This window comes from Variovorax sp. GW823-FHT04B03, assembly GCF_058796495.1.
On record NZ_JBXAIT010000001.1, the window covers coordinates 400,107 to 424,505 of the forward strand.

The 24,399-nt window shown below is 70.9% G+C and carries 25 protein-coding genes; 13 read left to right on the forward strand and 12 right to left on the reverse strand.

Annotated elements, in window-relative coordinates:
- Window positions 1-61: 61 nt before the first annotated feature.
- Window positions 62-1,309 (forward strand): THUMP domain-containing class I SAM-dependent RNA methyltransferase, encoded by a 1,248-nt coding sequence (locus tag AC1RAD_RS01785; protein WP_095743360.1) that lies wholly within the window; start codon window positions 62-64, stop codon window positions 1,307-1,309.
- Here the strand turns inward: AC1RAD_RS01785 and AC1RAD_RS01790 are convergent.
- Both AC1RAD_RS01790 and AC1RAD_RS01795 read right to left on the reverse strand, forming a co-directional pair.
- Complete coding sequence (locus tag AC1RAD_RS01790) at window positions 1,306-1,620, reverse strand: DMT family transporter (RefSeq protein WP_062480310.1); 315 nt, start codon at window positions 1,618-1,620, stop codon at window positions 1,306-1,308. The genes AC1RAD_RS01785 and AC1RAD_RS01790 overlap by 4 nt on opposite strands.
- Before the next feature lie 14 nt (window positions 1,621-1,634).
- The gene (locus AC1RAD_RS01795; RefSeq protein WP_492699036.1) at window positions 1,635-2,573 is read right to left on the reverse strand and encodes a DMT family transporter; all 939 of its coding nucleotides are present in this window, start codon (window positions 2,571-2,573) and stop codon (window positions 1,635-1,637) included.
- Window positions 2,574-2,694: 121 nt separating this feature from the next.
- On the opposite strand from AC1RAD_RS01795, the gene AC1RAD_RS01800 reads away from it, so the two are divergent.
- Both AC1RAD_RS01800 and AC1RAD_RS01805 read left to right on the forward strand, forming a co-directional pair.
- Window positions 2,695-3,606 carry a LysR family transcriptional regulator gene (locus AC1RAD_RS01800; RefSeq protein ID WP_492733600.1) on the forward strand — a complete coding sequence of 304 codons (912 nt, stop codon included), beginning with the start codon at window positions 2,695-2,697 and terminating at the stop codon, window positions 3,604-3,606.
- Between the two features lie 59 nt (window positions 3,607-3,665).
- Window positions 3,666-4,091, forward strand: a complete 426-nt coding sequence (locus AC1RAD_RS01805; protein WP_062480304.1) for a PIN domain-containing protein — start codon at window positions 3,666-3,668, stop codon at window positions 4,089-4,091.
- A gap of 16 nt (window positions 4,092-4,107) precedes the next feature.
- Here the strand turns inward: AC1RAD_RS01805 and AC1RAD_RS01810 are convergent, their stop codons facing one another.
- Both AC1RAD_RS01810 and AC1RAD_RS01815 read right to left on the reverse strand, forming a co-directional pair.
- Window positions 4,108-5,013, reverse strand: coding sequence for a BUD32 family EKC/KEOPS complex subunit (locus tag AC1RAD_RS01810; protein ID WP_062480302.1), 906 nt, complete (start codon window positions 5,011-5,013; stop codon window positions 4,108-4,110).
- Window positions 5,010-6,710, reverse strand: coding sequence for an FMN-binding glutamate synthase family protein (locus AC1RAD_RS01815; protein ID WP_492686728.1), 1,701 nt, complete (start codon window positions 6,708-6,710; stop codon window positions 5,010-5,012). The genes AC1RAD_RS01810 and AC1RAD_RS01815 overlap by 4 nt, the downstream gene beginning before the upstream one ends.
- A gap of 69 nt (window positions 6,711-6,779) precedes the next feature.
- On the opposite strand from AC1RAD_RS01815, the gene AC1RAD_RS01820 reads away from it, so the two are divergent.
- Window positions 6,780-7,574: a UPF0149 family protein gene (locus AC1RAD_RS01820; protein WP_062480299.1), complete on the forward strand. Its 795-nt coding sequence runs from the start codon at window positions 6,780-6,782 to the stop codon at window positions 7,572-7,574.
- 365 nt (window positions 7,575-7,939) lie between these two features.
- Complete coding sequence (locus AC1RAD_RS01825; protein WP_492733602.1) at window positions 7,940-9,121, forward strand: MFS transporter; 1,182 nt, start codon at window positions 7,940-7,942, stop codon at window positions 9,119-9,121.
- Window positions 9,122-9,226: 105 nt separating this feature from the next.
- On the opposite strand, the gene AC1RAD_RS01830 is transcribed toward AC1RAD_RS01825, so the two are convergent.
- Complete coding sequence (locus tag AC1RAD_RS01830; protein WP_070063748.1) at window positions 9,227-9,550, reverse strand: GNAT family N-acetyltransferase; 324 nt, start codon at window positions 9,548-9,550, stop codon at window positions 9,227-9,229.
- Window positions 9,547-10,044: a nuclear transport factor 2 family protein gene (locus AC1RAD_RS01835; protein WP_070063749.1), complete on the reverse strand. Its 498-nt coding sequence runs from the start codon at window positions 10,042-10,044 to the stop codon at window positions 9,547-9,549. The genes AC1RAD_RS01830 and AC1RAD_RS01835 overlap by 4 nt, the downstream gene beginning before the upstream one ends.
- 193 nt (window positions 10,045-10,237) lie before the next feature.
- Here AC1RAD_RS01835 and AC1RAD_RS01840 point away from each other — a divergent pair, with 193 nt between their 5' ends.
- Together AC1RAD_RS01840 and AC1RAD_RS01845 are read left to right on the forward strand one after the other, a co-directional pair.
- Window positions 10,238-11,002: a helix-turn-helix transcriptional regulator gene (locus tag AC1RAD_RS01840; RefSeq protein ID WP_062480292.1), complete on the forward strand. Its 765-nt coding sequence runs from the start codon at window positions 10,238-10,240 to the stop codon at window positions 11,000-11,002.
- A 121-nt stretch (window positions 11,003-11,123) separates the two neighbouring features.
- A complete protein-coding gene (locus AC1RAD_RS01845; RefSeq protein WP_492733604.1) occupies window positions 11,124-12,317 on the forward strand; it encodes an Acg family FMN-binding oxidoreductase in 1,194 nt (397 codons plus the stop codon).
- Window positions 12,318-12,332: 15 nt separating this feature from the next.
- Here the strand turns inward: AC1RAD_RS01845 and AC1RAD_RS01850 are convergent, their stop codons facing one another.
- Together AC1RAD_RS01850 and AC1RAD_RS01855 are read right to left on the reverse strand one after the other, a co-directional pair.
- Complete coding sequence (locus tag AC1RAD_RS01850) at window positions 12,333-12,860, reverse strand: CinA family protein (protein WP_492733606.1); 528 nt, start codon at window positions 12,858-12,860, stop codon at window positions 12,333-12,335.
- A complete protein-coding gene (locus AC1RAD_RS01855; protein ID WP_235926901.1) occupies window positions 12,854-13,411 on the reverse strand; it encodes a phosphatidylglycerophosphatase A family protein in 558 nt (185 codons plus the stop codon). The genes AC1RAD_RS01850 and AC1RAD_RS01855 overlap by 7 nt, the downstream gene beginning before the upstream one ends.
- A gap of 162 nt (window positions 13,412-13,573) precedes the next feature.
- Here AC1RAD_RS01855 and AC1RAD_RS01860 point away from each other — a divergent pair, with 162 nt between their 5' ends.
- Complete coding sequence (locus tag AC1RAD_RS01860; RefSeq protein ID WP_492733608.1) at window positions 13,574-15,034, forward strand: MFS transporter; 1,461 nt, start codon at window positions 13,574-13,576, stop codon at window positions 15,032-15,034.
- Here AC1RAD_RS01860 and AC1RAD_RS01865 read toward each other — a convergent pair.
- A complete protein-coding gene (locus AC1RAD_RS01865; RefSeq protein ID WP_492733610.1) occupies window positions 15,031-16,743 on the reverse strand; it encodes an FAD-dependent oxidoreductase in 1,713 nt (570 codons plus the stop codon). The genes AC1RAD_RS01860 and AC1RAD_RS01865 overlap by 4 nt on opposite strands.
- Window positions 16,744-16,762: 19 nt before the next feature.
- Entirely contained in the window at window positions 16,763-17,779 is a 1,017-nt protein-coding gene (locus tag AC1RAD_RS01870) for a Bug family tripartite tricarboxylate transporter substrate binding protein (protein ID WP_307587658.1), read from the reverse strand.
- 99 nt (window positions 17,780-17,878) lie between these two features.
- Between AC1RAD_RS01870 and AC1RAD_RS01875 the strand changes: the two genes are divergently transcribed.
- A complete protein-coding gene (locus tag AC1RAD_RS01875) occupies window positions 17,879-18,778 on the forward strand; it encodes a LysR family transcriptional regulator (RefSeq protein WP_095743373.1) in 900 nt (299 codons plus the stop codon).
- Between the two features lie 62 nt (window positions 18,779-18,840).
- Window positions 18,841-19,566: a DUF3053 domain-containing protein gene (locus AC1RAD_RS01880; protein WP_492733613.1), complete on the forward strand. Its 726-nt coding sequence runs from the start codon at window positions 18,841-18,843 to the stop codon at window positions 19,564-19,566.
- Here the strand turns inward: AC1RAD_RS01880 and thiL are convergent, their stop codons facing one another.
- Window positions 19,567-20,523, reverse strand: coding sequence for a thiamine-phosphate kinase (gene thiL, locus AC1RAD_RS01885; RefSeq protein ID WP_492733615.1), 957 nt, complete (start codon window positions 20,521-20,523; stop codon window positions 19,567-19,569).
- A gap of 137 nt (window positions 20,524-20,660) precedes the next feature.
- Between thiL and AC1RAD_RS01890 the strand changes: the two genes are divergently transcribed.
- Together AC1RAD_RS01890 and AC1RAD_RS01895 are read left to right on the forward strand one after the other, a co-directional pair.
- Window positions 20,661-21,800, forward strand: a complete 1,140-nt coding sequence (locus AC1RAD_RS01890) for a helix-turn-helix transcriptional regulator (RefSeq protein WP_492733617.1) — start codon at window positions 20,661-20,663, stop codon at window positions 21,798-21,800.
- Window positions 21,801-21,882: 82 nt separating this feature from the next.
- Entirely contained in the window at window positions 21,883-22,668 is a 786-nt protein-coding gene (locus AC1RAD_RS01895; RefSeq protein ID WP_062483039.1) for an SGNH/GDSL hydrolase family protein, read from the forward strand.
- Between the two features lie 9 nt (window positions 22,669-22,677).
- Here AC1RAD_RS01895 and AC1RAD_RS01900 read toward each other — a convergent pair whose 3' ends face one another.
- Window positions 22,678-23,307 (reverse strand): isochorismatase family protein, encoded by a 630-nt coding sequence (locus AC1RAD_RS01900; protein ID WP_492733619.1) that lies wholly within the window; start codon window positions 23,305-23,307, stop codon window positions 22,678-22,680.
- 105 nt (window positions 23,308-23,412) lie between these two features.
- Here AC1RAD_RS01900 and AC1RAD_RS01905 point away from each other — a divergent pair, with 105 nt between their 5' ends.
- Complete coding sequence (locus AC1RAD_RS01905) at window positions 23,413-24,390, forward strand: GlxA family transcriptional regulator (protein WP_492733621.1); 978 nt, start codon at window positions 23,413-23,415, stop codon at window positions 24,388-24,390.
- The last annotated feature ends 9 nt before the right edge of the window (window positions 24,391-24,399 follow it).

A 24,399-nucleotide genomic window follows, 5' to 3' on the forward strand; every position in this document is an offset into this window, starting at 1 on the left:
GAAGGCCCCAGCCCCGGCGACAATGGGGGCCCTTAGCGGGCTTCCCGATGGCCGACTTTCCGTGAACGATCTCTCATTTTTCCTGCCTTGCGCCGCCGGCGTCGAGGAATTCCTTGCCCAGGAGGTGCATGCCCTGACCGGCCGTGCCGGGCAGGACCTGCTCACCCTGCGCGGCGGCGTGCGCGTGCGCGCCGACTGGCGCGACGGCCTCAAGCTCAACCTGCACAGCCGGCTCGCGCAGCGCGTGCTGGTCGAACTGGCCCATGGGCCGTACCGCAACGAGAACGACCTGTACGCCATCGCCAACGGCGTGGCCTGGGAGATCTGGTTCACGCCCAAGCAGACCTTCAAGATCGAGACCACGGCCCAGCACAGCCCGCTGCAGAGCCTGAACTTCGCCACCCTGCGCATCAAGGACGCCGTGGCCGACCGCTTCCGCGCCAAGGCCAACGGCGTGCGCCCGAGCATCGAGACCCAGTGGCCCGACTGCCGCATCTTTGCGCACCTGACCACCGACAGCTGCACGCTGTACATCGACACCTCGGGCGAGCCGCTGTTCAAGCGCGGCTGGCGCCAGGACAAGGGCGACGCCCCGCTGAAGGAAACCCTGGCCGCCGCCATGCTGGCCGCCAGCGGCTGGTGGAACCCCGAGACCGGCGAGGTCGCCAAGGCCCCGCTGTACGACCCCTGCTGCGGCAGCGGCACCATCGCCATCGAGGCTGCGCAGATCGCCAGCGGCATCGCGGCGGGCTCGCTGCGGCGCTTCGGCTTCGAGAAGCTGCTGCCGTTCCAGGCCCATGTCTGGGCCGCCATCAAGAATGAAGCCGCCAACGCGCAGCATGCGAGCGCCATCGCCGTCTTCGGCTCCGACGTGTCGCACCGCATGGTCGACTTCGCCGAGCGCAACGCCGAACGCGCGGGCGTGGCCGGCGCCATCGAGTTCCGCGGCGGCGACGCCCTGCAGCGCATGCCGCCGGCCGAGGGCGGCGTGATCATGCTCAACCCGCCGTACGGCGAGCGCATCGAGGTCGGCGGCGTGGCACGCTTCGGCGCCCGCGAAGCCGCCCAGACCCCGGGCGACGGTGAAGGCGGCGACGGCGGCGACTTCTTTCCGCAGCTCGCCACCCACTGGAAGAAAAACTACGCGGGCTGGACCGCCTGGGTGCTCACGCCCGACCTGAAGCTGCCCAAGCAGATGCGCCTGAAGGAGTCGCGCCGCGTGCCGATGTGGAACGGCCCCATCGAATGCCGGCTGTTCCGTTTCGACATGGTGCGGGGCTCGAACCGGGCGGCGCCGCCAGACGCCTAGGACTGCAGCTTCAACCCTGCAATGCCCAGGAAGATCAGCGCGATGCACACCAGCCGCAGCGGCGCCGCGCTTTCCTGGAAAAAGAAGATGCCGATCAGCGTGACGCCGATGGCGCCGATGCCGGTCCAGATCGCGTAGGCCGTCCCGACCGGCAGCGTCTTCATCGCGGCGGTGAGCAGCACGATGCTCGCCAGCGCGGCGCCCAAGCCCAGCGCGCCGGCGCCGGGGCGCTCCCAGCCCGCCGCGGCCTTCAGCGCGAGGGCCATCACGATCTCCACCAGTCCGGCGGCAAGCAGAAGGAACCAGGCCATGGCGTTCGCTCCCTTCACAGCAGCTTGATGATGGCCACGCCGAGCAGCAGCACGGCCACGCCCGCCATGCGCAGGCCCGACACCGGGCGCTGCGGCAGCCGGAACCAGCCGTAGCGGTCGACGAACACCGACGCCACCTGCTGCCCCGCCACCGTCAGCCCGACCGCGGCCGCGGCGCCGATGGCCGGGATCGCCGTGAACACCGTCGTCACATAGGCCGCGCCCGCAAAGCCGCCGAGCCAGCCCCACCACGGCATGCCGCGCAGCGCCGAGCCCTGCGGTGCGACCGCCGCAGGGGCAGGCGCACGCCGGAACAGCGTGACGAGCAGCAGCGCCAGGGCCATCGCCAGCGTCGCCACGAAGAAGCTCACCGCGCCCACCGCGAAGGGCGCGCCCAGGTCCTGCCGCAGCAGCCCGTTGACCACGCCCTGCACCGGCAGCACCGCACCGGCCAGCAGCGCCAGCACGATCCAGCCGGCCTTGCCCGCCAGCGCCTGGCGCAGGCTGCCGGCCTGCCCGGCGACGATGGCACCGGCCCCGAGCAGCACCGCCAGCGTGCCGCCGGCCATGGCCGGTGTCAGCGCCTTGGGTGCCACGCCGAGCAGGCCGAAGGTGTCGAGCGCGAACGAGGCCAGCATCTGCCCCGCGATGAACAGGCCGACCGCCACCACCGCGCCCAGGCGCGGAAACAGCAGGATGGTCGAGACCACGTAGAAGGCGCTGGCCGTGCCGCCGATCACATGCCACCACGGCACGCCCGGCAGGCCGGCCAGCGCCGTCAGCGTGCCCGTGGCGAGCGCCACCGCCAGCAGGGCCAGCGTGCCGACCGACAGCTGCAAGGTCGTGGCGGTGAACGGGCTGCCCGTGGCCTTGGAGAGCTGGGCGTTGGCGCCGGCCTGCACCGCGAGCAGGCCCCCGGCGACGAGCGAGGCAGGAATGAAAAACGCGTCCATGGTGGATCGACCTCCGTGTGGTGTGGATGCGGGGCGGGCGAATCGCGGCCCCTTGCGGACGACTGTAGGATCCGCACGTTTGCAAAGCCATTCGAAAAAATCGCATCCGGGGTATGCATAAATGCAGGGCACAGACTGGGACGATTTCCGCGTGTTCCTGGCCGTCGGCCAGGCCGGCTCGCTCTCCGGCGCCGCGCGCCAGCTGGGCGTGAACCACTCCACCGTGCTGCGGCGCCTGGGCGCGCTCGAGGCGCGCATGGCGGTGCGCCTGTTCGACCGGCTGCCCGCCGGCTACGCGATGACGCTGGCCGGCGAGGCGCTGCGCGAGCGCCTGCACGGCGTGGGCGAGCAGATCGACGCCGCGCAACGCCACCTCATGGGGCTCGACCTGCGGCTGACCGGCGTCATCCGCATCACCAGCACCGACACCTTCATGGCCGGGCTGCTCGGGCCGATCCTGGCCGACTTCCGGGCGCTGCACCCGGGCATCGAGCTGCAGGTGGTGATGAACAACCTTTTCCTGAGCCTCACCAAGCGCGAGGCCGACGTGGCGATCCGCCCGACCAACGCCCCGCCGGACCACCTGGTCGGGCGCCGGGCCGGGCGCCTGCAGACGGCGGTGTACGCTTCGAAGGCGTACCTTGCGAAGCACCCGGCGACGACACCGCTGGCTGCGCACGACTGGGTCGCGCCCGACGAAGGCCTGTCGCACCTGCTGCAGGCCAAGTGGCTGCGCGAGCAGGTGCCGCCGGCGCGGATCGCGGCGCGCGTCGACAGCCTCGTCGGCATGACGCAGCTCGTGAAGCGCGGCCTGGGGCTGGGCATGCTCCTGTGCATGCTGGCCGACGCGGAAGACGAGCTGGTGCAGGTCGAGCCGCCGCAGGAGGCGCTGGACACGCAGGTCTGGGTGCTGACGCATCCCGACCTGAAGGAGGTCGCGCGGATCAAGGCCTTCACCGACTTCGCCTACGCCCGGCTCGCCGCCGACGTGAAGGTGCTGGCCATGCCTGCGGGGCGGCCGACGGCGCGCTAGCTGGCGGCCGTGGCGCCCGCATGGTGCAACATCGGCGCTCGACCGTTTTCACGCGACCCATGACCTTGCCAGCCCCCGACCTCGTCGTCATCGACACCAACATCGCCCTCGACCTGCTGGTCTTCGAAGACCCGGCCTGGGCGCCGCTGGTGGACGACCTTGCACGCGGCGCGCTGCGCTGGCTGGCCACGCCCGCGATGCGCAGCGAGCTGGAACGCGTGCTGGGCTACCCGCTGATCGCCCGGCGCATGGCGCAGCGGGAGTTGACGATTCCCGTGGTGCTCGCGGATTTCGATGCGCGCGTGCAGCTGGTGACCGAGGTGCCGGCGCGCGCGCCCTGCGTATGCAGCGACCCGGACGACCAGGTGTTCATCGACCTGTCCGTGGCGCACGGGGCGCAGCTGTTCAGCAAGGACAAGGCGGTGCTGTCGATGAAGAAGCGGCTGGCGCTGCGCGGGGTGGCGGTGCGCTCGGCGCTGGCCTAGGCCACGCCGGTCCGTCTCAGGCCTTGTTCAGCTCGTACCACTGCCCCAGCAGGCGCGCGACGGCCCGCACGCGCTGCGTGTCCCGCCCCCAGCGCCGGCTGGCCGGCAGCTTCTGCGCCCACTTCATGCGCCGCGCCGCGTTCGCGATGCGCTCGCGTACTTCCTCGTTCACGCTGCTCAGTGCCGCGTGCCAGTGCTGCCCCGCCGCCTGCGGCGCGGCGGCCTCGAGCATCATGGCCGTGGAGTGCAGGTAGCTCAGCCAGTCGCGGGCCTGGCATTCGGCCAGGGTCATGACCTCGGAGGGGTCGTCCTCGAAATCGATGTAGCCGATCACACCGTCGGGGCACTGCACGAGGTTGCGGTCGAAGGCCTGGCTCAGGTGCTGGCCGCACAGGTGCACGGCGGCGATGGCGGCCAGGCCCTCGCGCCACACGGCGAGCAGGGCGGCCGGGCCGGCGGCGGCGGCCTGGTCGATGCGCTCCTGCAGCACCACGGTGGCACGGCCGCTTTCGCCGAGGTCGGAAATCAGCAGGCCGTCGGCCTGCTGCGCCAGCACGATCGGCACGCGCAAACCTGCGGCGGCCAGTTGCTTGAGGCGCCGTGCCTCGGTGGCGATGGCGGCTTCGCCACCCGGGTTGGGCACGGGCTTGATCACGTCGAGGCCGGCCAGCCGCGCGGCCAGCGCCATCACGCGGTAGCCCCATTTGCCGTGGCGCGGGCCGGCCTTCTTGAGCCAGACGCGTTCGCTGCCGAAGCGGTGGCTGGCCACGTTCTTGGCCTGCCTGGGCAGCGTGACGCGCAGGAACTCGGCGTAGTCGCCGGGCGCCGAGCCCGGGGCGTCGTCGAGCGGCGCGGGCGCCGATGCGGCGCCCCGTTGGCTGTACAGGCGCGTCGCGGCGCCTCCTCGTCTCAGTGGATTCATGCGGCCATGGCGAAGCCCGGCGCCAGCAGCCCGTGCGGGCCCTGCGTCACGGGCTGGAAACTCTGTGCACTGGCCAGCGGCCAGTAGGTGCGGAAAACGGTGTGCTGGTTGTCCAGCGGCCCGAGCAGCGCGCCGGGCTGCACCTGCATCACCAGGTTGCTCAACAGGCGCACCTCGGTGTCGGAGATGCGGCGCACGATGTGGTGCGCGGTGATCTGCTGCGGGTGATCGAGGCCCGCGGCCTGCACCAGCTCCTGCAGCGCATGCAGCGTGCTGCGGTGGAAGTTGCGCACGCGGTCGGCCTTGGTCGGCACCACCAGCGCCTGCTGGCGCACCGGGTCTTGGGTGGTCACGCCGGTGGGGCAGTGGCCGGTGTGGCAGCTCTGCGCCTGGATGCAGCCCAGCGCCATCATGAAACCGCGCGCCGCGTTGCACCAGTCGGCGCCCAGCGCCATCATGCGGGCCACGTCGAAGGCGGTGATCACCTTGGCGGCGCAGCCGATCTTGATGCGGTGGCGCAGGTTCACGCCGATCAGCGTGTTGTGCACCAGCAGCAGGCCCTCCTGCAGCGGCGCGCCCACGTGGTCGCTGAACTCGACCGGCGCCGCGCCGGTGCCGCCTTCGGCACCGTCGACCACGATGAAGTCGGGCGTGATGCCCGTGGCCTGCATCGCCTTGACGATGCCGAACCATTCCCACGGGTGGCCCAGGCAGAACTTGAAGCCGGTCGGCTTGCCGCCCGACAGCTCGCGCAGCTTCGCGACGAAATGCATCATCTCGGTCGGCGTGGAGAACGCGCTGTGCGACGAGGGCGAGACGCAGTCCACGCCCACCGGCACGCCGCGCGCTGCCGCGATCTCGGGCGTGACCTTGGCCGCCGGCAGCACGCCGCCGTGGCCCGGCTTGGCGCCCTGGCTGAGCTTGATCTCGATCATCTTCACCTGCGGGTCGCGCGCGTTGGCGGTGAAGCGCTCGGCATTGAAGGTGCCGTCGTCGTTGCGGCAGCCGAAGTAGCCCGAGCCGATTTCCCAGATCAGGTCGCCGCCGTGCACGCGGTGGTGCTGCGAGATCGAGCCCTCGCCGGTGTCGTGCGCAAAGCCGCCCATCTGCGCGCCCTGGTTGAGCGCGAGGATGGCGTTGGCCGACAGCGCGCCGAAGCTCATCGCCGAGATGTTGAACACGCTCGCGCTGTAAGGCTGCGTGCAGACCTGCGCCAGGTTCGCATCGGCCGGCTGCGGCGTGCCGCCGATCACGATGCGGAAATCGTGCCCGGCCAGCTTCGTGGGCTGCATCGAGTGGTTGATCCACTCGTAGCCCGCGGCCGACACGTTCAGCTGCGTGCCGAAGGGCCGGTTGTCGGGCTCGCCCTTGGCGCGCTGGTACACCAGCGAGCGCTGGGCGCGCGAGAAGGGCGCAGCCTCGGCGTCGCTCTCGATGAAGTACTGGCGGATCTCGGGGCGGATGAATTCGAGCAGAAAGCGCAGGTGCCCGATGACCGGGTAGTTGCGCAGGATGGCGTGGCGCGCCTGGCGCAGGTCATGCACGCCGGTGCCGGTGAGCACCGCGAACGCGGCCACGCCGATCCACGCGAGCCACAGGTGCGGCGAGGCCAGAACCAGCGCCAGGCAGGCGACCAGACCCAGCACACACAGGGCGAACGCGCTGTAGCGTGCGGGAAACGGAATAATCGTGGGCATAGTCATCAGATGTCGGCTGGAGCCTGCTGCATCATAGAGGGCTGCCCCCAACCTGCCATGACTGCTGCCATGACGACCACACCCGACACCCCCGATACCCCTGACACCGCCCTGGCCGCCTCCTCGCAAGCCCTGGGGCCCGACGATTTCGACGCCCTCGACAGCGCGCTCGACGCCATGCGCGAGCACGACGAGGAAATTCCCCAGTGGGAGTTCTGCGAAGGCTTCATGGCCGCGCTGATCTGCACGCGCCGCCCCATCGACCCCACCGAATACTGGCCCGTGCTGCTGGGCGACCACTTCGTGCCGGCCCAGCACATGGAGTTCGTCTGGAACTGGAAGCGCCGCTGGCGCGAGATCGAGGAAGGCCTCGACGCCCCCGTCGAATCGCTCGAGGACGAGCGCAGCTGGCAACCCGAGGTGCTCGACACCCGCGGCGCCATCGCTTCGCTGCCCGAGGAAGAACGGGCCGAGATGGCCGCCGAAGAGATTCCCTCTTTCGCCCAGGTCTGGGCGCTGGGCTTCATGTATGCGGTCGAGAACTGGCCCGAAGACTGGGCCGCGCCGCGCGACAAGGAAGCTGCCCAGATGCTCGACGACGCGCTCGACAACATCGTCGCGCTGACCGAGGACGACACCGCCAAGCCCACGCTGTCGATGTACGACGAGAACGGCCCGCCGAGCGTGAGCCAGCAGCGCCTGGACGACTTCGGCGCTGCGATCTGGGCGGTGTACGACCTGCGCCAGCTCTGGAAGAGCCTGGGCCCGAAGGTCGAGACGATCCGCAAGGAGGCCACGCCCGGCCGCAACGATCCGTGCCCTTGCGGCAGCGGCAAGAAGTACAAGAAGTGCCACGGTGAGTGACTGGGTTTCTTCCCAGCTTTCGCATGGAGCGCGGTGTTCAGGGCGCGCTCCCGCCGACGGGGTACCTTGCTCCGCGAATGTCCCCCGGCCTTCGGCCTCCTCCTTGATTTCGCTGCGCAAGGCACCCCATCGGCGTGAGCGTGATGTGCAGCGGTCGTTGATTGGCCCGCACCACGGCCGCGCTCGGTGTGCGCAGGACACTGGGTGCTTCCCGCAGCGAAATCAAGGAGGAGGGGCGCAGCCCCGGGGGACATTCGCGGAGGGAAGTACCCGGTGGCCTGTGCACGCGCCCTGAATCACAACAAGAACACTGACGAATCATGAGCCCTGCAGCACAGCCCCTGACACCCCGAGCCGCCTGGGTCATGGTCCTCGCCCTCTGCGCAGGGGTTGCGCTCAGCCAGGCCTTTCGCACCGTCGGCGCCATCATGGCGAGCCCGCTGCAGTCGGACTTTCATCTCTCCGCCCAGGCCCTCGGCATCTTCTCGGGTGCCTTCCACTTTGCGTTCGGCGCGATGCAGCTCTTCATGGGCATCGGCATCGACCTGCACGGCGTGCGCCGCACCGTGCTCGTGGCCTTTCCCGTCGCGATCGCGGGCGCGCTGCTGTCGGCCGTGTCGCCGAACTATCTCGTGCTGGTGGCCGGGCAGGCGCTGATCGGCGTCGGCTGCGCGCCGGCCTTCCTGGTGTGCACCGTGTTCATCGCGCGGCACTTTCCGGCGGCGCGTTTCGCCACCGTGTCGGGCCTGGTGCTGGCCATCGGCGGCCTGGGCATGCTGGCCACCGGCACGCCGCTCGCGTGGCTGGTGCAGGCGTATTCGTGGCGCGCGGGCTTCCTGGTGCTCGCCTTGGCTTCCGCATTGGCCTGGCTCGCGATCTGGCGCTGGGTGCACGAGCCCGCGTCGGCCGTGCCGCAGGTGAAAGAATCGATTCCCGAAGCCGTGCGCCAGTTCGGCGCGCTGTTCGCCATGCCGCACACGCTGGGCATCATGGTGCTGGGCGCGGTGACGTACGCGGCCTTCATCTCGCTGCGCGGGCTGTGGCTGGGCCCGCTGATGATGGAGCGCCACGGCTACTCGCTGGTACAAAGCGGCAACGTCGCGCTTGCCGTGTCGGTGATCGCGCTGTTCGGCTCGCCGCTGTTCGGCCGTTTCGACCGCGACGGCGCCGCGCGCCGCCGCTGGATCGTGGCCTGCGGCCTCTTCTACGCCGGCCTGTTCGCGCTCATCGCCGTGGTGCATTCCGCCTGGCTGGACATTGCGGGCATGGTGCTCATCGGCGTGCTCTCGGGCTTCATCGTCTGGCAGTACGCCGACGTGCGTGTGGCCTACCCGGCCGCGCTCACGGGCCGCGCGATGGCCGTCTTCACCATGGCGATGTTCCTGGGCGTCGCGTTCATGCAGTGGGGCACGGGCGTGGCGGCCTCGGTGGCCGCGGCGCACGGCGGCGATCCGCTGACCGCCGTGCTGGCGGTCATTGCGGCGCTGCTGGTGATCGGCATCGCCGCCTTCGCGTGGCTGCCCGCTCCCAAATCTACCGCTGCCTGATCGTGGAACACCGAGGAACCGGCTTTGCCGGGCCTCAGGTGTTGCCCCCGGTAGGGGGTTGGCGAAGCGACACGAAGTGCGCGCAGCCTGGGGGCGAGCCTGGTTCTAGATCTTGAAGGCGCGCTGGATGTCCGGGCGCACGAGGTCGGCGTACTCGCGGTGCTTGCGGATGTAGCCCGCGATGAACTGGCACACCGGAATCACATGCCGCCCGGCGGCGCGCGCCTCGTCGAGCACGTGCCTCGCAATGCCCGAGCCCACGCCCTTGCCCTCATGCTCGGGCAGCACCTCGGTGTGCGTGAACATGATCGCGTCGGTCAGCAGGTTGTACTCGGCATAGGCCGCGAGCTTGCCGTCGAGCGCGGCTTCGTAGCGGTGCTGCGCTTCGTTGTTCGTGAAGGTGAGGGCGGTCGAGGAAGAAGTGGTCATGAGGGTTGGCGTGCAAGAAAAGTGGCGAGGTTGGCGGCGGCGGTGGCGCGCACCTTGTTGCGCAGCATCGGCGTCCAGCCCAGCAGCAGGCCCGGCGTGCCCAGCGCCTGCCGCGACCAGGTCCAGAACGGGAAGCTGTCGCGGTGCGTGGCGATCAGGCCGTCGGGCGTGAAGGTGAAGCGCGCGTCGATGCTGTTGTCGACCAGGCGGCCGGTGGCGCTGAAGCGGTAGTGCGCGTCCCAGTGCGCGCTGCCCGTGCGGGCGTCGGCCTGCACGTCGCGCCAGCTCAGGCGCCACACGTCGGCGCCCTTGGCCTTCGTGGCCTCGCAGAGCATGCGCCACATGCCGCCGATCTCGCGCCGGCCGCGCAGCGAAAAGGCCTCGTCGTCGAACACCGCGTCGGGCGCGTAGCAGGCGGCCATGGTGGCGGCGTCGAGTTGCGAGAACGCGCTGTAGAAGCGCTCGATGGTCGGGGCGTGGGTGGCTGCGGTCATGGGGCCTCGGGATGGGTGGTCCCGGATCATCGCCGGGATGCGGCGCGCAAGGAAGCGCATGGGTGATTCCGGGTGTCCCGCATTAACATGCGCCCCGATGCCGGTCCTTGCAGGGCCGGCGCCCTGGCGGTGGCGCAGAAAAACCAGAACCACAGCGCAGCGCCCGCCGCACACAACCCGAGGGGACGCATCCATGGCCGAGGTGATCAACGACTGGCAGTTCGTCGAGGCCGTCATGGCCGCCCGCACGCTCGAGGAGGTCGCGCAGGTCAACCGCCGCGCGATGCGGGCGATGGGCTTCAACCACGGCGCCTACGTGCTCAAGCGCCCGGTGCCCGCGCCCCGTGCCGACACCCCCGCGCAGGACGCGCTGGTGTTCTTCCACGACCTGCCCCCGGCGTGGGCCCGCACCCGCTACGAGTCGCTGCGCAGCAGCGCCGGCGAGCAGGCCGACGCCCGCGTGCAGCATGTGCGCGCCGGCATGCCGGCCACCGCGTGGAGCTGGCTCGGGCAGGTGAGCCACACGCGCGCCGACATCGGGCAGCGTGCCCGCGGCCTGCTGCGCAGCGCGGGCGAGCACGGGCTGAAGGCGGGGCTGACCGTGCCGCTGTGGACGCCCGGCATCGACTGGGCCTTCATGACCCTGACCACCGACGCCACCGCCGACCTCCGCGAACTGCGTGCAACGTTGGCGCCGATGAACTACTTCGCCTCCTGCCTGCATTCGACCGTGCGCCGGCTGCAGGGCGACGCCAAGGTGCCGGTGCTGAGTGCACGCCAGCGCGAGGTGCTGCACTGGGTGGCCGTGGGCAAGTCGACCTGGGAAATCTCCGAGATCCTGCACATCAGCGAGCGCACCGTGTACTTCCACCTCGTGGGCGCCGCCCGCAAGCTCGACACGCAGGGCCGCACCGCCACCTGCGCGCGGGCCCTGGCGCTGGGCCTGCTCACGCCCTGAGCCGGCCCACCGACCCCTGTCGGAAACGACAGGGGGCCGCATGGCGCCGCGCGGGGCGGTGCTGCAATCGGCCACGGGCAGGCCGTGTGTCACGCGCCCGATGCTTCAACCGATCGAGCCCATGAGAGAACGCAGAAATTTCGTGCGCCTGCTGGGCGGCGGCCTCGCGGTGGCGGCGGGCGCGACGGCCCTGGCCACCTGGTGGCTCCACGCCGACGTGCCGGCCGCCGCCTTCGAGATCTGGAACGGCCCGGGCGACGAGCCCGATGTGCGCAAGCGCGCCGTCGCCTATGCCGTCACCGCGCCCACGGCCTACAACGGCCAGCCGTGGCGGGTCGACCTGCGCGAGCCCGACGCCATCGTGCTGCACGCCGACCGCGCCCGCGTGCAGCCCGCCACCGACCCCTTCGGCCGCCAGCTCATGATCGGCCACGGTGCGTTCATCGAGCTGCTGGTGATGGCGCTGGCCCAGCAGGGCGTGCAGGCGCGCGTGCAGCTGTGGCCGCAGGGCGAACTGGTGGGCGATGCGCCGCAGCAGTGGCCCGACCTGCCGGTGGCGCGTCTCACGCTGTCGCGCGGCGGCACGCCCGATCCGCTGTTCGCGCAGGTGCTGCGCCGGCGCACGCCCAAGCAGCGCTTCGACACCGGGCGCAGGGTGTCGGCCGACATGCTGCAGGGGCTCACCGCGGCCGTGGCCTCGGGGGCGGGCGGGGGCGTGCAATCGGCCGGCACGGTCGACATGGCCCGCGTGCTGCCGCTGCGCAAGCTGTGCGCGGCGGCGGCGCGCGTGGAGCTGGTCACGCCCCACACCGCGCGCGAGAACCTGCGCCTGCTGCGCATCGGGCCGCAGGAAATCCTGGCGCACCGCGACGGCTTCTCGCTCAACGACCCAGCGCTGCGCATGGCGGTCGCGCTGGGGCGCTTCGACCGCGAGGTGCCGGCGGCCGAAGACAGTCTCTCCTTTCGGCAGACGCTGCGGATGTTCGAGGACCAGGCCCACACCGCAATGGGCTTCGTCTGGATCAGCACCGGCGGCAACAGCCGCAGCGAGCAGATCGCCGCGGGCCGCGCCTACGTGCGTCAGCAGCTGCGCGCCACCGACCTGGGCCTGGGCATGCAGCCGATGAGCCAGCCGCTCGAGGAATTTCCGGAGATGGCGCCGCACCACGCGGCGGTGCACGACATGCTGATCGGCGCCGCGCCGTCGCGCCATGCGCGCAGCCCGACCGTGCAGATGATGTGCCGCCTGGGCTTTCCGACGGCGCCGGTGCCGCCCGCGCCGCGCCGGCCGGTCGGCGACTTCATGCAGGCCTGAAGCGCCCGCGCGCGGTCAGCGCGCCAGCAGCTGGACCAGCGTCTGCAGCGCGTAGTGCACCGTGGCCGCGCGCACCGTGGCGCGGTCGCCGTCGAAGCGCCGGCGCTCGGTGCGCACCTGCCCGTCGACCGACCAGCCGAACCACACGGTGCCCACCGGCTTGTCGGGCGAGCCGCCTGCGGGGCCGGCCACGCCGGTCACAGCGACGGATGCACGCGCCGGTGCGCCGCGGGCAATGGCGCCCTCGGCCATCGCGCGCGCCACGGGCTCGCTCACGGCGCCGTGGGCCTCGATGAGCGCGGCGTCCACGCCCAGCATCTCGGTCTTGGCGGCGTTCGAGTAGGTGACGAAGCCGCGCTCGAACCACACGCTGGAGCCCGCCAGGTCGGTGCAGGCGCCGGCGATCAGGCCGCCGGTGCAGCTTTCGGCGGTGGCCATCATCCAGCCCCGGGCCTGCAGCCGTTCGGCCAGCGTCGCGACGAGCGCGGGGACGTCCTGTTCGGCCAAGGCCGGGGAAGCGGAAGGTTGCATCGGGGTCACCATGCGCGCCACAGCGCAATGACCAGCAGCGTGCAGAAGGCCGCCACCAGGTCGTCCAGAAGAATGCCGAAGCCCGCGCGCCACCACTGCACCCGCGCGGGGTCGTGCGGCTTGAAGGCGGCGTCGGCCCAGCCCACCGGGCCGGGCTTGGCGGCGTCGAAATAACGGAAGAGCGCAAAGGCCACGACCTGCGCCCACAGGCCGGCCGGCGTCACCAGCCAGAGCACGAGCCAGAAGGCGACCACCTCGTCCCACACGATGGCGCCGGGGTCGGACACGTTCATGTTGCGCGCAGCGACCGTGCAGGCCCACCAGCCGATCGGCAGGCCGGCCAGGATGATCCAGCCGATGGTCGCGGGCGTGAACCACAGCTGCATCACCACGAACGCGGCCCAGGCCCACAGCGTGCCCACGGTGCCCGGCGCGAAGGGCGACAGCCCCGAGCCGAAGCCCAGCGCGATGAAGTGCGCGGGGTGCGAGAGCAGGAAACGCAGGGTGGGGCGACGCATCGGGGGACGGGGCAGGGCGCCGGTGGTGGCGGAAGAGGAATCCATCGAGGAAGAAGGGGAAGAAGAAACGGCGTGCATCGGTTTCGAAGTGTCGCGCATCCTGTGCGACGGCTGCGCGCCGAAGTTTCTATTTATCAAAGCAATAGCTTGTTTAATTGAGGGGCGCCGCCTAGTATCCAGGCTCCTTTGGCGTTCCCCTTCGTTCTCATGTCGTCCTCCTCTTCTTCCCTCGATGCCGCCGCCGTTGGCGCGCCGCCGCCCACCGCCGCGTGGCGCGAGCTGTTCAGCGGGCGCAACGGCTGGCGCGCGCTGGCGTTGACCGGCGGCGTCGCGCTGCACGCGGTCAACGTCCACATCGTGACCACCGTGCTGCCCTCGGTGGTGCGCGAGATCGGCGGGCTCGACTGGTACGCCTGGAGCACGACCCTGTTCGTGGTCGGCTCGATCCTCGGCGCCACGCTCTCGGTGCGGCTGCTGGCCGCGCGCGGGCCGCGCGGCGCCTGCCTCACGGCGCTGGCCGTGTTCACCGCCGGCTCGGTGGGCTGCGCGCTGGCGCCGGCCATGCCGTGGCTGCTCACGGGGCGCACGGTGCAGGGCCTGGGCGGCGGGTTGCTGGCGGCGCTGAGCTACGGGCTGATCCAGCGCGTGTTCGAACCGCGGCTGTGGCCGCGCGCGGTGGCGCTGGTGTCGGGAATGTGGGGCGTGGCCACGCTGTGCGGGCCGGCCGTGGGTGGGCTGTTCGCGCAGGCCGGCCACTGGCGCTGGGCCTTCTGGGCGCTGCTGCCGGTGGCGGCGGCGCAGGCCCTGCTGGTGACGGTGCAGCTGCGGCCCGCGGCCGGCATCCGGCATGACCGGCCGGCGCAGATGCCGCGCGTGCCGGCGCCGCAGATCGCGCTGCTGGCGCTGTCGGTGCTGGTGATCGCCGCCAGCGGCTTCTGGCCCGGCCTCGCAGGGCAGGCCGTGGGCGTGGCGCTGGGCCTGGCCATCGGCTTCGCCGCCACCCGCATCGACCGCCGCGCCGGCGCCGTGCGCCTGCTGCCGACCGGTGCCTATGCGCTTGGCACGCCGCTGGGCGCCATTTATGCGAGCGTGGCGCTGCTGCTGATCGGCACCACCACCGAGATATTCGTGCCCTACTTCCTGCAGCTGCTGCACGGCCACTCGCCGCTCGCGGCGGGCTACCTCACGGCGGCGATGGCGGGCGGCTGGAGCATCGGCTCGCTGACCTCGTCGGGCCGCACTGGCGCGGGCGCCGACCGCATGCTGCGCGCCGGGCCGGTGGTCTGCACCGCAGGTCTGCTGGCGCTCGCGTGGTTGCTGCCGACGCCGGGTGCGCTTGACGCCAATGTCGAGACCTCGCTCGTGGCCGTGGCGCTGGCCGCGGTCGGCTTCGGCGTAGGCATCGGCTGGCCGCACCTGCTGACGCGCGTGATGGCGCTCGCGCCGCACGGTGAAGAAGGTTTGGCGTCCGCGTCGATCACGACCGTGCAGCTGTACGGCATGGCCGTCGGCGCGGCCGTGGCCGGGCTGGTGGCGAATGCGGCGGGGCTCACGGTGCCCGGCGGCGTGGACGGTGCGCGCTCGGCCGCGATCTGGTTGTTCACGGTCTTCGCGCTGGCGCCTGCCATCGCCGCGTGGCTGGCGTGGCGCGCGGTGGCGCGGCGCTAGGCCAGTACACCTTCCCAGGCCAGCGCGCGCCGGCGTCCACGTTCGCGGCGCGTTTCGCCGCGCAAGGTGGCGACGAGGTCATACACATCGGCCGGCAGGTGCGCGCCGCGCCACGCGATGTGCTGGTCGGCGCGGCACATCACGAGGCGGTGCGCATAGGCCTTGGGCAGGCTCGCGGTCTCGATGTCGAGCACCGTGAGCGGCATGCGGTAGGCGGCGGCCGCGCGCTCCAGCGGCCGCACGTCCACGCTGCGGTCGAAGCGCAGCAGCGTGTAGCCCGGGCCGAAGGCGTCGTACAGCGAGCGACCGTCGGCCAGCCAGAAATGCGGCGCGCGGCAGCCGGGCACGGTGGAGGGCGTGAACTCGCCCATCGAATACGGCGGCGCGCGGTGCTCGCCGTCGGGCACGATGATCGGCGAGCCGGTGTAGAAGTAGCCGAAGTTGAGCCCGCCGCAGCAGAACTGCTGCACGTTGAGCGCGTAGGCCTCGCGGCCGATTTCGGCGCGCTGCGCGTCGCCCGCCGGGCCGGGCGCCTCGATGTCGGGCGGCACGGCGCGGCGCGCGCGGATCATCTTCTGCGCATGGTCCATCGCGAACTGCGACACCTGCTCGGTGATCGGCAGCCGCTCGGCCTCGTAGGCGTCGAGGATGGCCTCGTCGCCCCAGCCCTGCACGCAGGCGCCCAGCAGCCACGAGAGGTTGAGCGCGTCGGCGATGCCGGCGTTCATGCCGTAGCCCGCGTAGGGCACCCACAGGTGCGCGGCGTCGCCCGCGAGGAACACGCGGCCGTCGCGAAAGCGCGTGGCCACGAGGCGCCGGCCGATCCAGTCTTCCTTGCTGATGATGTCGTAATGGAAGTCGGGGCCCACGCCCAGGATCTCGCGGATCGAGGTGTCGCGGTCGACCGAATCGAACTCGGGCTCTTCGGCGTTCAGGTGGTTGTGCACCAGCCAGGTCTCGTGGCCGTCGATGGCGAACATCGTGCCGCAGCGGCGCGGGTTCATCGCGTAGTACGACCACGCGGGCTTGCCCGGAATCAGCGCGCGCAGCTGCGGCGCGCGGATGAAGGTCGACTGCACGCGCTGGATCACGGCCGTGCCTTCGAGCTTGGCGCCGATCTGCTTGCGCACCGGCGAGCTGCCGCCGTCGCAGCCGACCATGTAGCGGCAGCGGATGCTGCGCGTGGCGCCGCTGTCCATGTCGGTGGCGATGGCGCTCACGCCGTCGGCATCTTGTGTGAAGCGCTCGAAGCGCGTGCGGTTGAGCAGCGTCACGCCCGGCAGCGCGGCCGTGTGCTTCAGCAGAATCGGCTCGAGGTAGATCTGGTTGATGCGGTGCGGCGGCTCCGGCGTGGGCCACCACGCGTCGGGGCCCTCGGTCTCGGTGTAGCGGTCGCGCCGGCACGGAATGGGAATGCGCGTGAGCTCGGTGCCCGTCACCGTGGTGCGAAGCACCACGTCGTTCGGGTGGTCGGCCGGCAGCCCGGCATCGCGCAGCTGCTGCGCCACGCCCAGGCGGCGGAACTGCTCCATGGTGCGCGAGGCCACGTGGTTGCACTTCACGTTCGGCGGCTCGGCGAAGCGGCGCGTCTCGCACAGGATCACCGAGACGCCGCGCGAGGCCAGGTCCATCGCCAGCGTGAGGCCCACGGGGCCGGCGCCGACGATCAGCACGTCGGCTTGCATCGAGGTGTCGGCGGTCTTCGTCATGTCTCTATCGGCTTGTCGTTCAGTCGAGCTTGATGTGGGCGTCCTGGATCACCTGGGCCCACTTCTTCGTCTCGGCGCGGATGTAGCTGTCGAAGGATTCGACCGAGCCCGGCGCCGGCTCCACGCCGAGCGCGCGCATGGCGGTCTTCACCTGCTCGTCGCCGAGCGCGGCGTTGAGTTCGGCATTGAGCCGCGCCACCACCGGCGCCGGCGTGCCGGCCGGCGCGACCACGCCGAACCAGCCGGTCGAGTCGTAGCCCGGCAGGCCGGCCTCGGCCACCGTCGGCACCTCGGGCAGCATCGGCAGGCGCTGCGGGCTGGTCACGGCAAAGGCGATCAGCTTGCCGGCGCGGATCTGTTGCAGCGACGAGGGCAGGTCGACCACCGCGAGCGGAATCTGCCCGCCCAGCACGTCGAGCGCCGCCGGGCCCGAGCCGCGGTAGGGCACCTCCACCAGCCGCGTGCCCGCCATCTGGTTGAACAGCGCCGCCGACAGGTGCATGGCCGTGCCGTTGCCGCCGTGGCCGATCGACAGCGTGCCCGGCTTCGCCTTGGCCAGCGCCACGAGTTCGCGCTGCGTCTTCGCGGCCACCGACGGATGGCCGACCAGCACGAAGGGAATGGCCGCCAGCATGCCCACCGGCTTGAGGTCTTTCTGCGGATCGAAGGGCATCTGCGGGTACAGGCTCACGTTGGCCGCCAGCGCGCCCGCCGCGCCCACGCCCAGCGTGTAGCCGTCGCCCGGCGCCTTGGCCACCAGCGTCAGCCCCACGTTGCCGCCTGCGCCGGGGCGGTTGTCGACCACCACCTGCTGGCCCAGCTTCTCGTTCAGGCGCGGCACCAGCATGCGCACCACGCCATCGGCGCTGCCGCCGGGCGGGAAGGTCACGACCATGCGGATCGGCTTGGTGGGGAAATCGCCCGCCGGGGCCTGTGCCAGGGCGGTGCCGGCCACCAGCGCGCCGGCCACGGCCCACAGCAGTTGCCTGCGTCGCCCACGAAATGCGTGCATGCCGCGGGCGATGGGTGCTGTCATTCGGGCCTCTCCTTGAATTCGGTGCTTTGATCGGAGATTGAACGATGGCAGCATTCATTCGTAAATCAAGAAATTCCGAATGATTTTTCAAATTTTCTGATGAATACGAACTTCAGTCCTACGATCCGCCAGCTGCGTGCGTTCCTCGCGGTCTACCAGCTGCGCAAGCTGGGCGCCGCGGCCACGCGGCTGTTCGTCACGCAGTCGGCCGTGAGCATGCTGATCCGCCAGCTCGAAGAGGGCCTGGGCACGCGCCTGTTCGACCGCACCACGCGTGCGCTCAAGCCCACGGCCGCAGCCGAACAGATGATTTCCACCGTCGAGCGCGTGCTGCGCGACGTCGATTCGCTCTCGGCCGATTTCCGCGAACTCGCCACGCTGGAACGCGGTCGCGTGACGCTGGCCATCACGCCCACGCTGGCCGGGTTTTTATTGCCCGATGCGCTGCGCGCCTTCGGCGAGCAGCACCCGAAAGTTCGCGTGCTGGTGAACGACTGCGCGCCCGACCAGTTCCTGTCGCGCATCCTCGGCGAGCACGTCGACTTCGGCATCGGCACGCCCGAGCGGCCCGGCCCCGAGGTCGAGGTGCAGCGCCTCATGCGCGACCACCTCGCCGTGGTGTGCCGCACTGACCACCCGCTGGCCAAGGCACGCGTGGTGCGCTGGTCGGACCTGGGCCGCCACCCGGTCATCACCGTGCGCCCCGGCTACGGCGTGCGCCCGCTGATCGACGGCACGGCAGCGGAGGCCGGCGTGACGCTCGACGTGGTGAACGAGGTGTCCTTCCTGTCCACCGCGCTGTGGATGACGGCGGCGGGCATGGGCGCGTCGATCATGCCGTCGGCCTTCGCGCGCGCCGAGAAGAACCCGGTGCTCGTGGTGAAGGTGCTCAGCGCGCCGCGCGTGGTGCGCGACATCTCCATCGTCACCAAGCGCGGCCATTCGCTGTCGGCGGCGGCGCGGGCGTTCATCGAGGCGCTGAAGCAGAGCCTGCAGTAGCCGTGGGGGCGGGCCGGTCGTATGCTGGCCGGTCTTTTTCTTTGCGCGAAAGCAGGTGCCCCATGACCACCACCACACGGTCCCGTTTCTCTTCCGCATGGCTGTGTCTTGCACTCGGCTTAATGCTGTCGATGCTGCTCGTGGCCTGCGGCAACAAGGAGGCCGAACAGCGCACTGCCTTCATCGCCTACCTGCAGACCCGCGTGCTCGACAAGCCCGGCTTGCGCGTGCCCACGCCCACCGCCGAAGAAAAAGCCTCGTTCGGCGACTACGCGCAGCACTACGCGGTGATCACCGATTTCAACGAAGGCATGAACAAGTCGGTGAGCCAGCCGATGACGCAGGTCATGAACAAGGGCGCGCTGCGCTCGTTCGTCGATCTGCCGGCACGCCGGGACGATCTCAAGGCCGCCAAGGAGGGCCTGGGCGGCCTTCGCACCGCGCTCGATCAGCAGTTGGCCAAGGCCGATGCGGCACGCGCGCAACTCAAGCAGCCCGACGACCTGAAGCAGGTCTATGCCAAGGCCTACGAGAAGACCGTGACCACGCCCGCCACCACGTTCAAGGAGGTGTTCCCTCCGGTCGACGCCGTGATCGACAGTGCGTTGGCCATCGCCGATTTCATGGAGAAGAACAAGTCGAAGCTTCGGGTTTCCGGCGGCACGCTCACCGTGACCGACTCGGCCGTGGGGGACGAACTCAACAAGATGGCGCAGCAAATGGGCAAGCAGTCGGCGGCGATCAACACCGCGCAGGACAAGATGCGCGCGCTGATGCGCGGGTCTTGATCAGACGAAGTGGTCGAACGAGCCGAAGCGCTGTGACACCGGCGCGCCGCCCGCATCGACGATGCGCAGCCCCGCGTCCGCTTCGATGCGGCCGATGCGCGTCACGCGCGTGGCGCTCGCCTGCCCGGCCTGCGCCACCGCATCGCGCGCCGAGGCCGGCGCAGTGAACACCAGCTCGTAGTCGTCGCCGCCCGAGAGCGCGCAGGTGCGCAGCGCCTCGGTGGGCAGGCCGGCCGTGTCGACCGCGATCAGCGCGGTGGTGGCATCGGCATCGAGCGTGGCGCCCACGCCGCTGGCCGCGAGGATGTGGCCCAGGTCGCCGATGAGGCCGTCGCTCACGTCCACCGCCGACGTGGCGATGCCGCGCAGCGCCTGGCCCAGTGCCACGCGCGGCGTGGGCTGTTCCATGCGCGCGCGGGCCTGTGCGAAGGCGTCGGCAGGCAGGCTCAGCGTGCCGCGGAACACCTCGAGCGCCAGCCGCGCATCGCCGAGCGAGCCGCTCACCCACAGGTCGTCGCCCGCGCGCGCGCCCGAGCGCAGCAGCGCGGCGCCGGCCGGCACTTCGCCGAACACGGTGATGCAGATGTTGAGCGGGCCGCGCGTGGTGTCGCCGCCCACCAGCTCGCAGCCGTGGGCGTCGGCCAGCGCGAACAGGCCGCGCGAAAAACCTTCGAGCCAGGGCTCGTCCACGCCGGGCAGCGCCAGCGCCAGCGTGAAGGCCAGCGGCTTCGCGCCGCAGGCGGCCAGGTCGCTGAGGTTCACGGCCAGCGCCTTGTGGCCGAGCCGGGCCGGCTCCACGGTCGAGAGAAAGTGCCGCCCCTCCACCAGCATGTCGGAGGACACGGCGAGCTGCATGCCCGCGGCCGGCGCGAGCAAGGCGCAGTCGTCGCCCACGCCCAGCGGCGAGCGCGTGGCGGGACGTTTGAAATAGCGTGTGATCAGGTCGAATTCACCCATGGGTGCGAGAGCATAACGACCTGGCGCGGGGCCGCCCGCCGCGGCGCCCACGGGAAAGGGGGGGCTGACACTGGAAGCATTTTGTAATACCGTCATGCAAGCGGATACACCGAAAGTCCGAACAGGAGGAGGCCGCCATGACAGCCATCGTGCAGGGAGGCGTGTCCGCCGACGCAGACACCGACCGGATCGTTGCCTTGCTGTACGACGGGATCACCTGTCCCGGCGACTGGTACGACGCGCTCGATGCCATGCGCGAGGTGCTCGGCGCCGCGTGCTTTCACACGCTCACGGTGCGCCGCGCCGACTGCTCGGTGGTGGGCGCGGGGCTCGCCAACCTGGAGAGCCCGCCCGACAAGGTGCGCGAGTACGAGCAGCACCTGGCGCGCGACGACATCCGCATGCAGATGCCGGTGAACGCCCCGCTGGGCACGCCGGTGACCGACCACGTCTACTTCGGCGCGCGCACGCTGTCGCGCAGCCCGATCTATGTCGACTGGCTGGCGCCGCTCGGCCTGCGCCACACGCTGGCGATGGGGTTGCGCGCCGACGACGACACGCGCGAAGTGCTCGGCTTCATCCGCCCCCGGGCCGAAGCGCCCTACGGTCCTGAGAGCGAGGCCTTCTGCCGGCGCCTGTCGCCGCACCTGGTGCGCGCCAGCGAACTGCGCGCCCGCATGATGCAGCTGGGCGAGCATGCGGCCACCGGGCTGTCGGCGCTCGACGCGCTGCCGCAGGGCATCGCCGTGGTCGACGAGGCCTGCCGCATCGACCACCTGAACGCGCGCGCGGCGGCGTGCGCGGGCCGCGGCGGCCTGTTCGACAGCGCGCAGGGGCGATTGCGGCTCGCGTCGTCCGCGCTGCAGTCAGCCTTCGAGCAGCGGGTGCGCGAGGCCTGCGCCCCGGCCGGTGGCGCGCGGGCCGGCGTGCTGCACCTGCCCGTGGCCGGCAGCGTGGTCCGCGTCACGGTGCTGCCGCTCAAGCCCTCGCACCCGCTGGCCGTGCTGCGCCAGCGCCATCGGGCGCTCGTGGTCTTCGCCCATCCGGCCGAGGCGGCGCCCGTGGAGCCGCGGCAGCTGGAGAGCCTGCTCGGCCTGAGCCCGACCGAGGCGCGGCTCGCGCTGCTCCTGACGAGCGGCAAGACCGTGAAGGACTTCGCCGCCGCGCAGCACTGCTCCGAACACACGGCGCGCAGCCACCTGCGCAACGTGATGCGCAAGACCGACTGCCACCGGCAGGCGGAACTGGTGCTGCTGGTGCAGTCGCTGCGGGACTGAGCAGCAGGTTCTACTGCGAACGGGGGATGGCGCCGCGCGGCGGTTGCGAGAACCATGGCGCCCTCTACACGAGGAGTTCGCCATGGCTGTCTACTGGGACGAGACCAAGATGCAGATGGGCCCGCACGGCACCGCGACCATCCTCGCCTTCGGCGATTCGTGGTTCTGGTATCCGCTCCCGGGCGGCAGCCTGCTGAACTTCCTGGGCGACGTGGTCGGCGCGCGCGGCCACGTGATCCTGGCCAAGGGAATGAACGGCGCGGAAGCCCAGGACTACGTCGAAGGCAAGTACCGCAACGCCGTGCGCGAGTCGCTGCGCCTGTACGGGCCGACGCTGTCGGCGGTGTTCATCAGCGGCGGCGGCAACGACTTCGCGGGCTTCAACGACCTGCGCCCGCTGCTCAAGTCCGATTGCACGGGTGAGACCCAGGCCGCGCAGTGCTTTCGCAACGGCAAGGGCGGCTTCGACCAGTTCCTCGTCGACATGGACGAGCAGTACCGCGCGCTCATCGGCCTCATCTACACCCGCACCAGCGTCGACTGCCACATCGTCATGCACAGCTACGACTACGCGCCGCCCACCGGCAAGGCGCTGTTCGGGCGCGAAGGCTGGCTGCGCCCGGCGCTGGTCGACGCGGGCGTGGCACCCGAGCTGTTCAAGCCCTGCGTCGACCACCTCATCGACGGCTTCCACGGCATGCTGCAGAACATCGCCGCGGGCGACCCGCAGCACCTGCACGTGGTGGACAGCCGGGGCACGCTGGGCCCCACCGACTGGGCCAACGAGCTGCACCCCAACGGCCGCGGCTTCAAGAAGATCGCGGTGCAGCGCTGGCAGCCCGTGCTGCAGCCGCTGAACCTGGCCTGAGCGAGAAGGTCAGACGCCGCGCGCGCGGCGGTTGGACATGACCACGTTGTCCTTCTCGATCGCCGCGCCGCTCTTCAGCGCAGCAATCCACGCATCGGTCGTCGCCACGGCGGCGAAGTTGCTGTGGAACACGACGCTGAAGACTCGGTGGATTTCCTCGGCGCTCACGCGGCCGGCCGCGTTCTGGTAAGGCAGCGCGCCGGTCGCGTCCGACAGGAACTCCACGTTCAGCCCGCGGTGCATGGCTTCGAACACGGTGGAGGCGTCGCAGTTCTGCGTCATGTAGCCGGTCACGCTCAGCGTGTCGATCTCGTGGCGCGCGAGCCAGTCGGCGAAGTCGGTGCCGGTGAAGACGCTCGGGAAGGCCTTGGTGACCAGGTGGTCACGCGGGCGCTTCGCAATCTCGGGGTGCAGCTGGCCGTAGAAGTTGTCGGCTTGGAAGACCGGCGCGCCCTTCGGCGCGTGGTGCTGCACCACCACCACCGGCACGCCGGCCGCGCGCGCCGCGTCCATGGCCTGCGCGATCTTCGGCAGCGAGCTTTCGACCGGCGGGTATTCGATGGGCAGGCCGCCGCCTTCGAAGTATTCGTTCTGCACGTCGATGACGACGAGGGCGCGGCGCGGTGCGGATTGGCTCATGGGTATCTCCTTCGGTGGTTGTGTGTGTCTGGAATGGCTCGATTCTTCGCGCACCGCGGGTTTTGCGACAGTGGCCCGAAAGCCATTCATCGATAAGATCGGGCCATGCGCTCCTCTGCCGTTGAAACCATCGCTGTCGTGGCCTTCGACGGCATCAGCCCCTTCCACCTCTCCGTGCCCTGCATGGTGTTCGGCGAAGACCGCACCGACACCGGCGCGCCGCGTTTTCGCGTGCAGGTCTGCGCACCCGAGCCCGGCCCGCTGGCCACCAACGCGGGCTTCACGCTCGTCGTGCCGCACGGCCTGGAGGCGATCCGCCGCGCGCAGATCGTGGTGGTGCCGTCCTGGCGCGACGACGGCCGGCCCGCGCCGCCCGCGCTCATCCGCGCGCTGCAGGCGGCGCACCGGCGCGGCGCCACCGTGGTCGGGCTGTGCCTGGGTGCTTTCGTTCTGGCCGAGGCCGGCCTGCTCGACGGCCGGCCCGCGACCACGCACTGGCACCTGGCCGCAGCCTTCGCCAAGCAGTACCCGCAGGTCGTGCTGCAGCCCGAGGTGCTGTACGTGGACGACGGCAACGTGCTCACCTCGGCGGGCACGGCCGCGGGCATCGACTGCTGCCTGCACCTGCTGCGCGTGCGCTACGGCGCCGACACCGCGAACCGCGCCGCGCGGCGCATGGTCGTCGCGCCGCACCGGCAGGGCGGGCAGGCGCAGTACATCCAGCAGCCCGTGCCGGCCGCGGCCGAGCGCGACCGGCTCACGCCGCTGCTCGAATGGCTGGGGCGGCATCTGCAGGTGCCGCACGAACTCGACGACCTGGCCCGCCGCGCGCTCATGAGCCGGCGCACCTTCACGCGGCGCTTTCGCGAATCGACGGGCACGACGGTCGGCCAGTGGCTGCAGAACCAGCGCCTGGCGCTGGCGCAGCGGCTGCTCGAAACGACCGACCGCTCGGTGGAGCGCGTGGCGGCCGATGCGGGTTTCGGCTCGGCGGTGCTGCTGCGCAAGCACTTCGCCACGGCGTTCAAGGTGTCGCCGACGGTGTACCGCCGGCAGTTCTCGCAGGAGGCCGTGGCGGCCTGACCCGCGAAC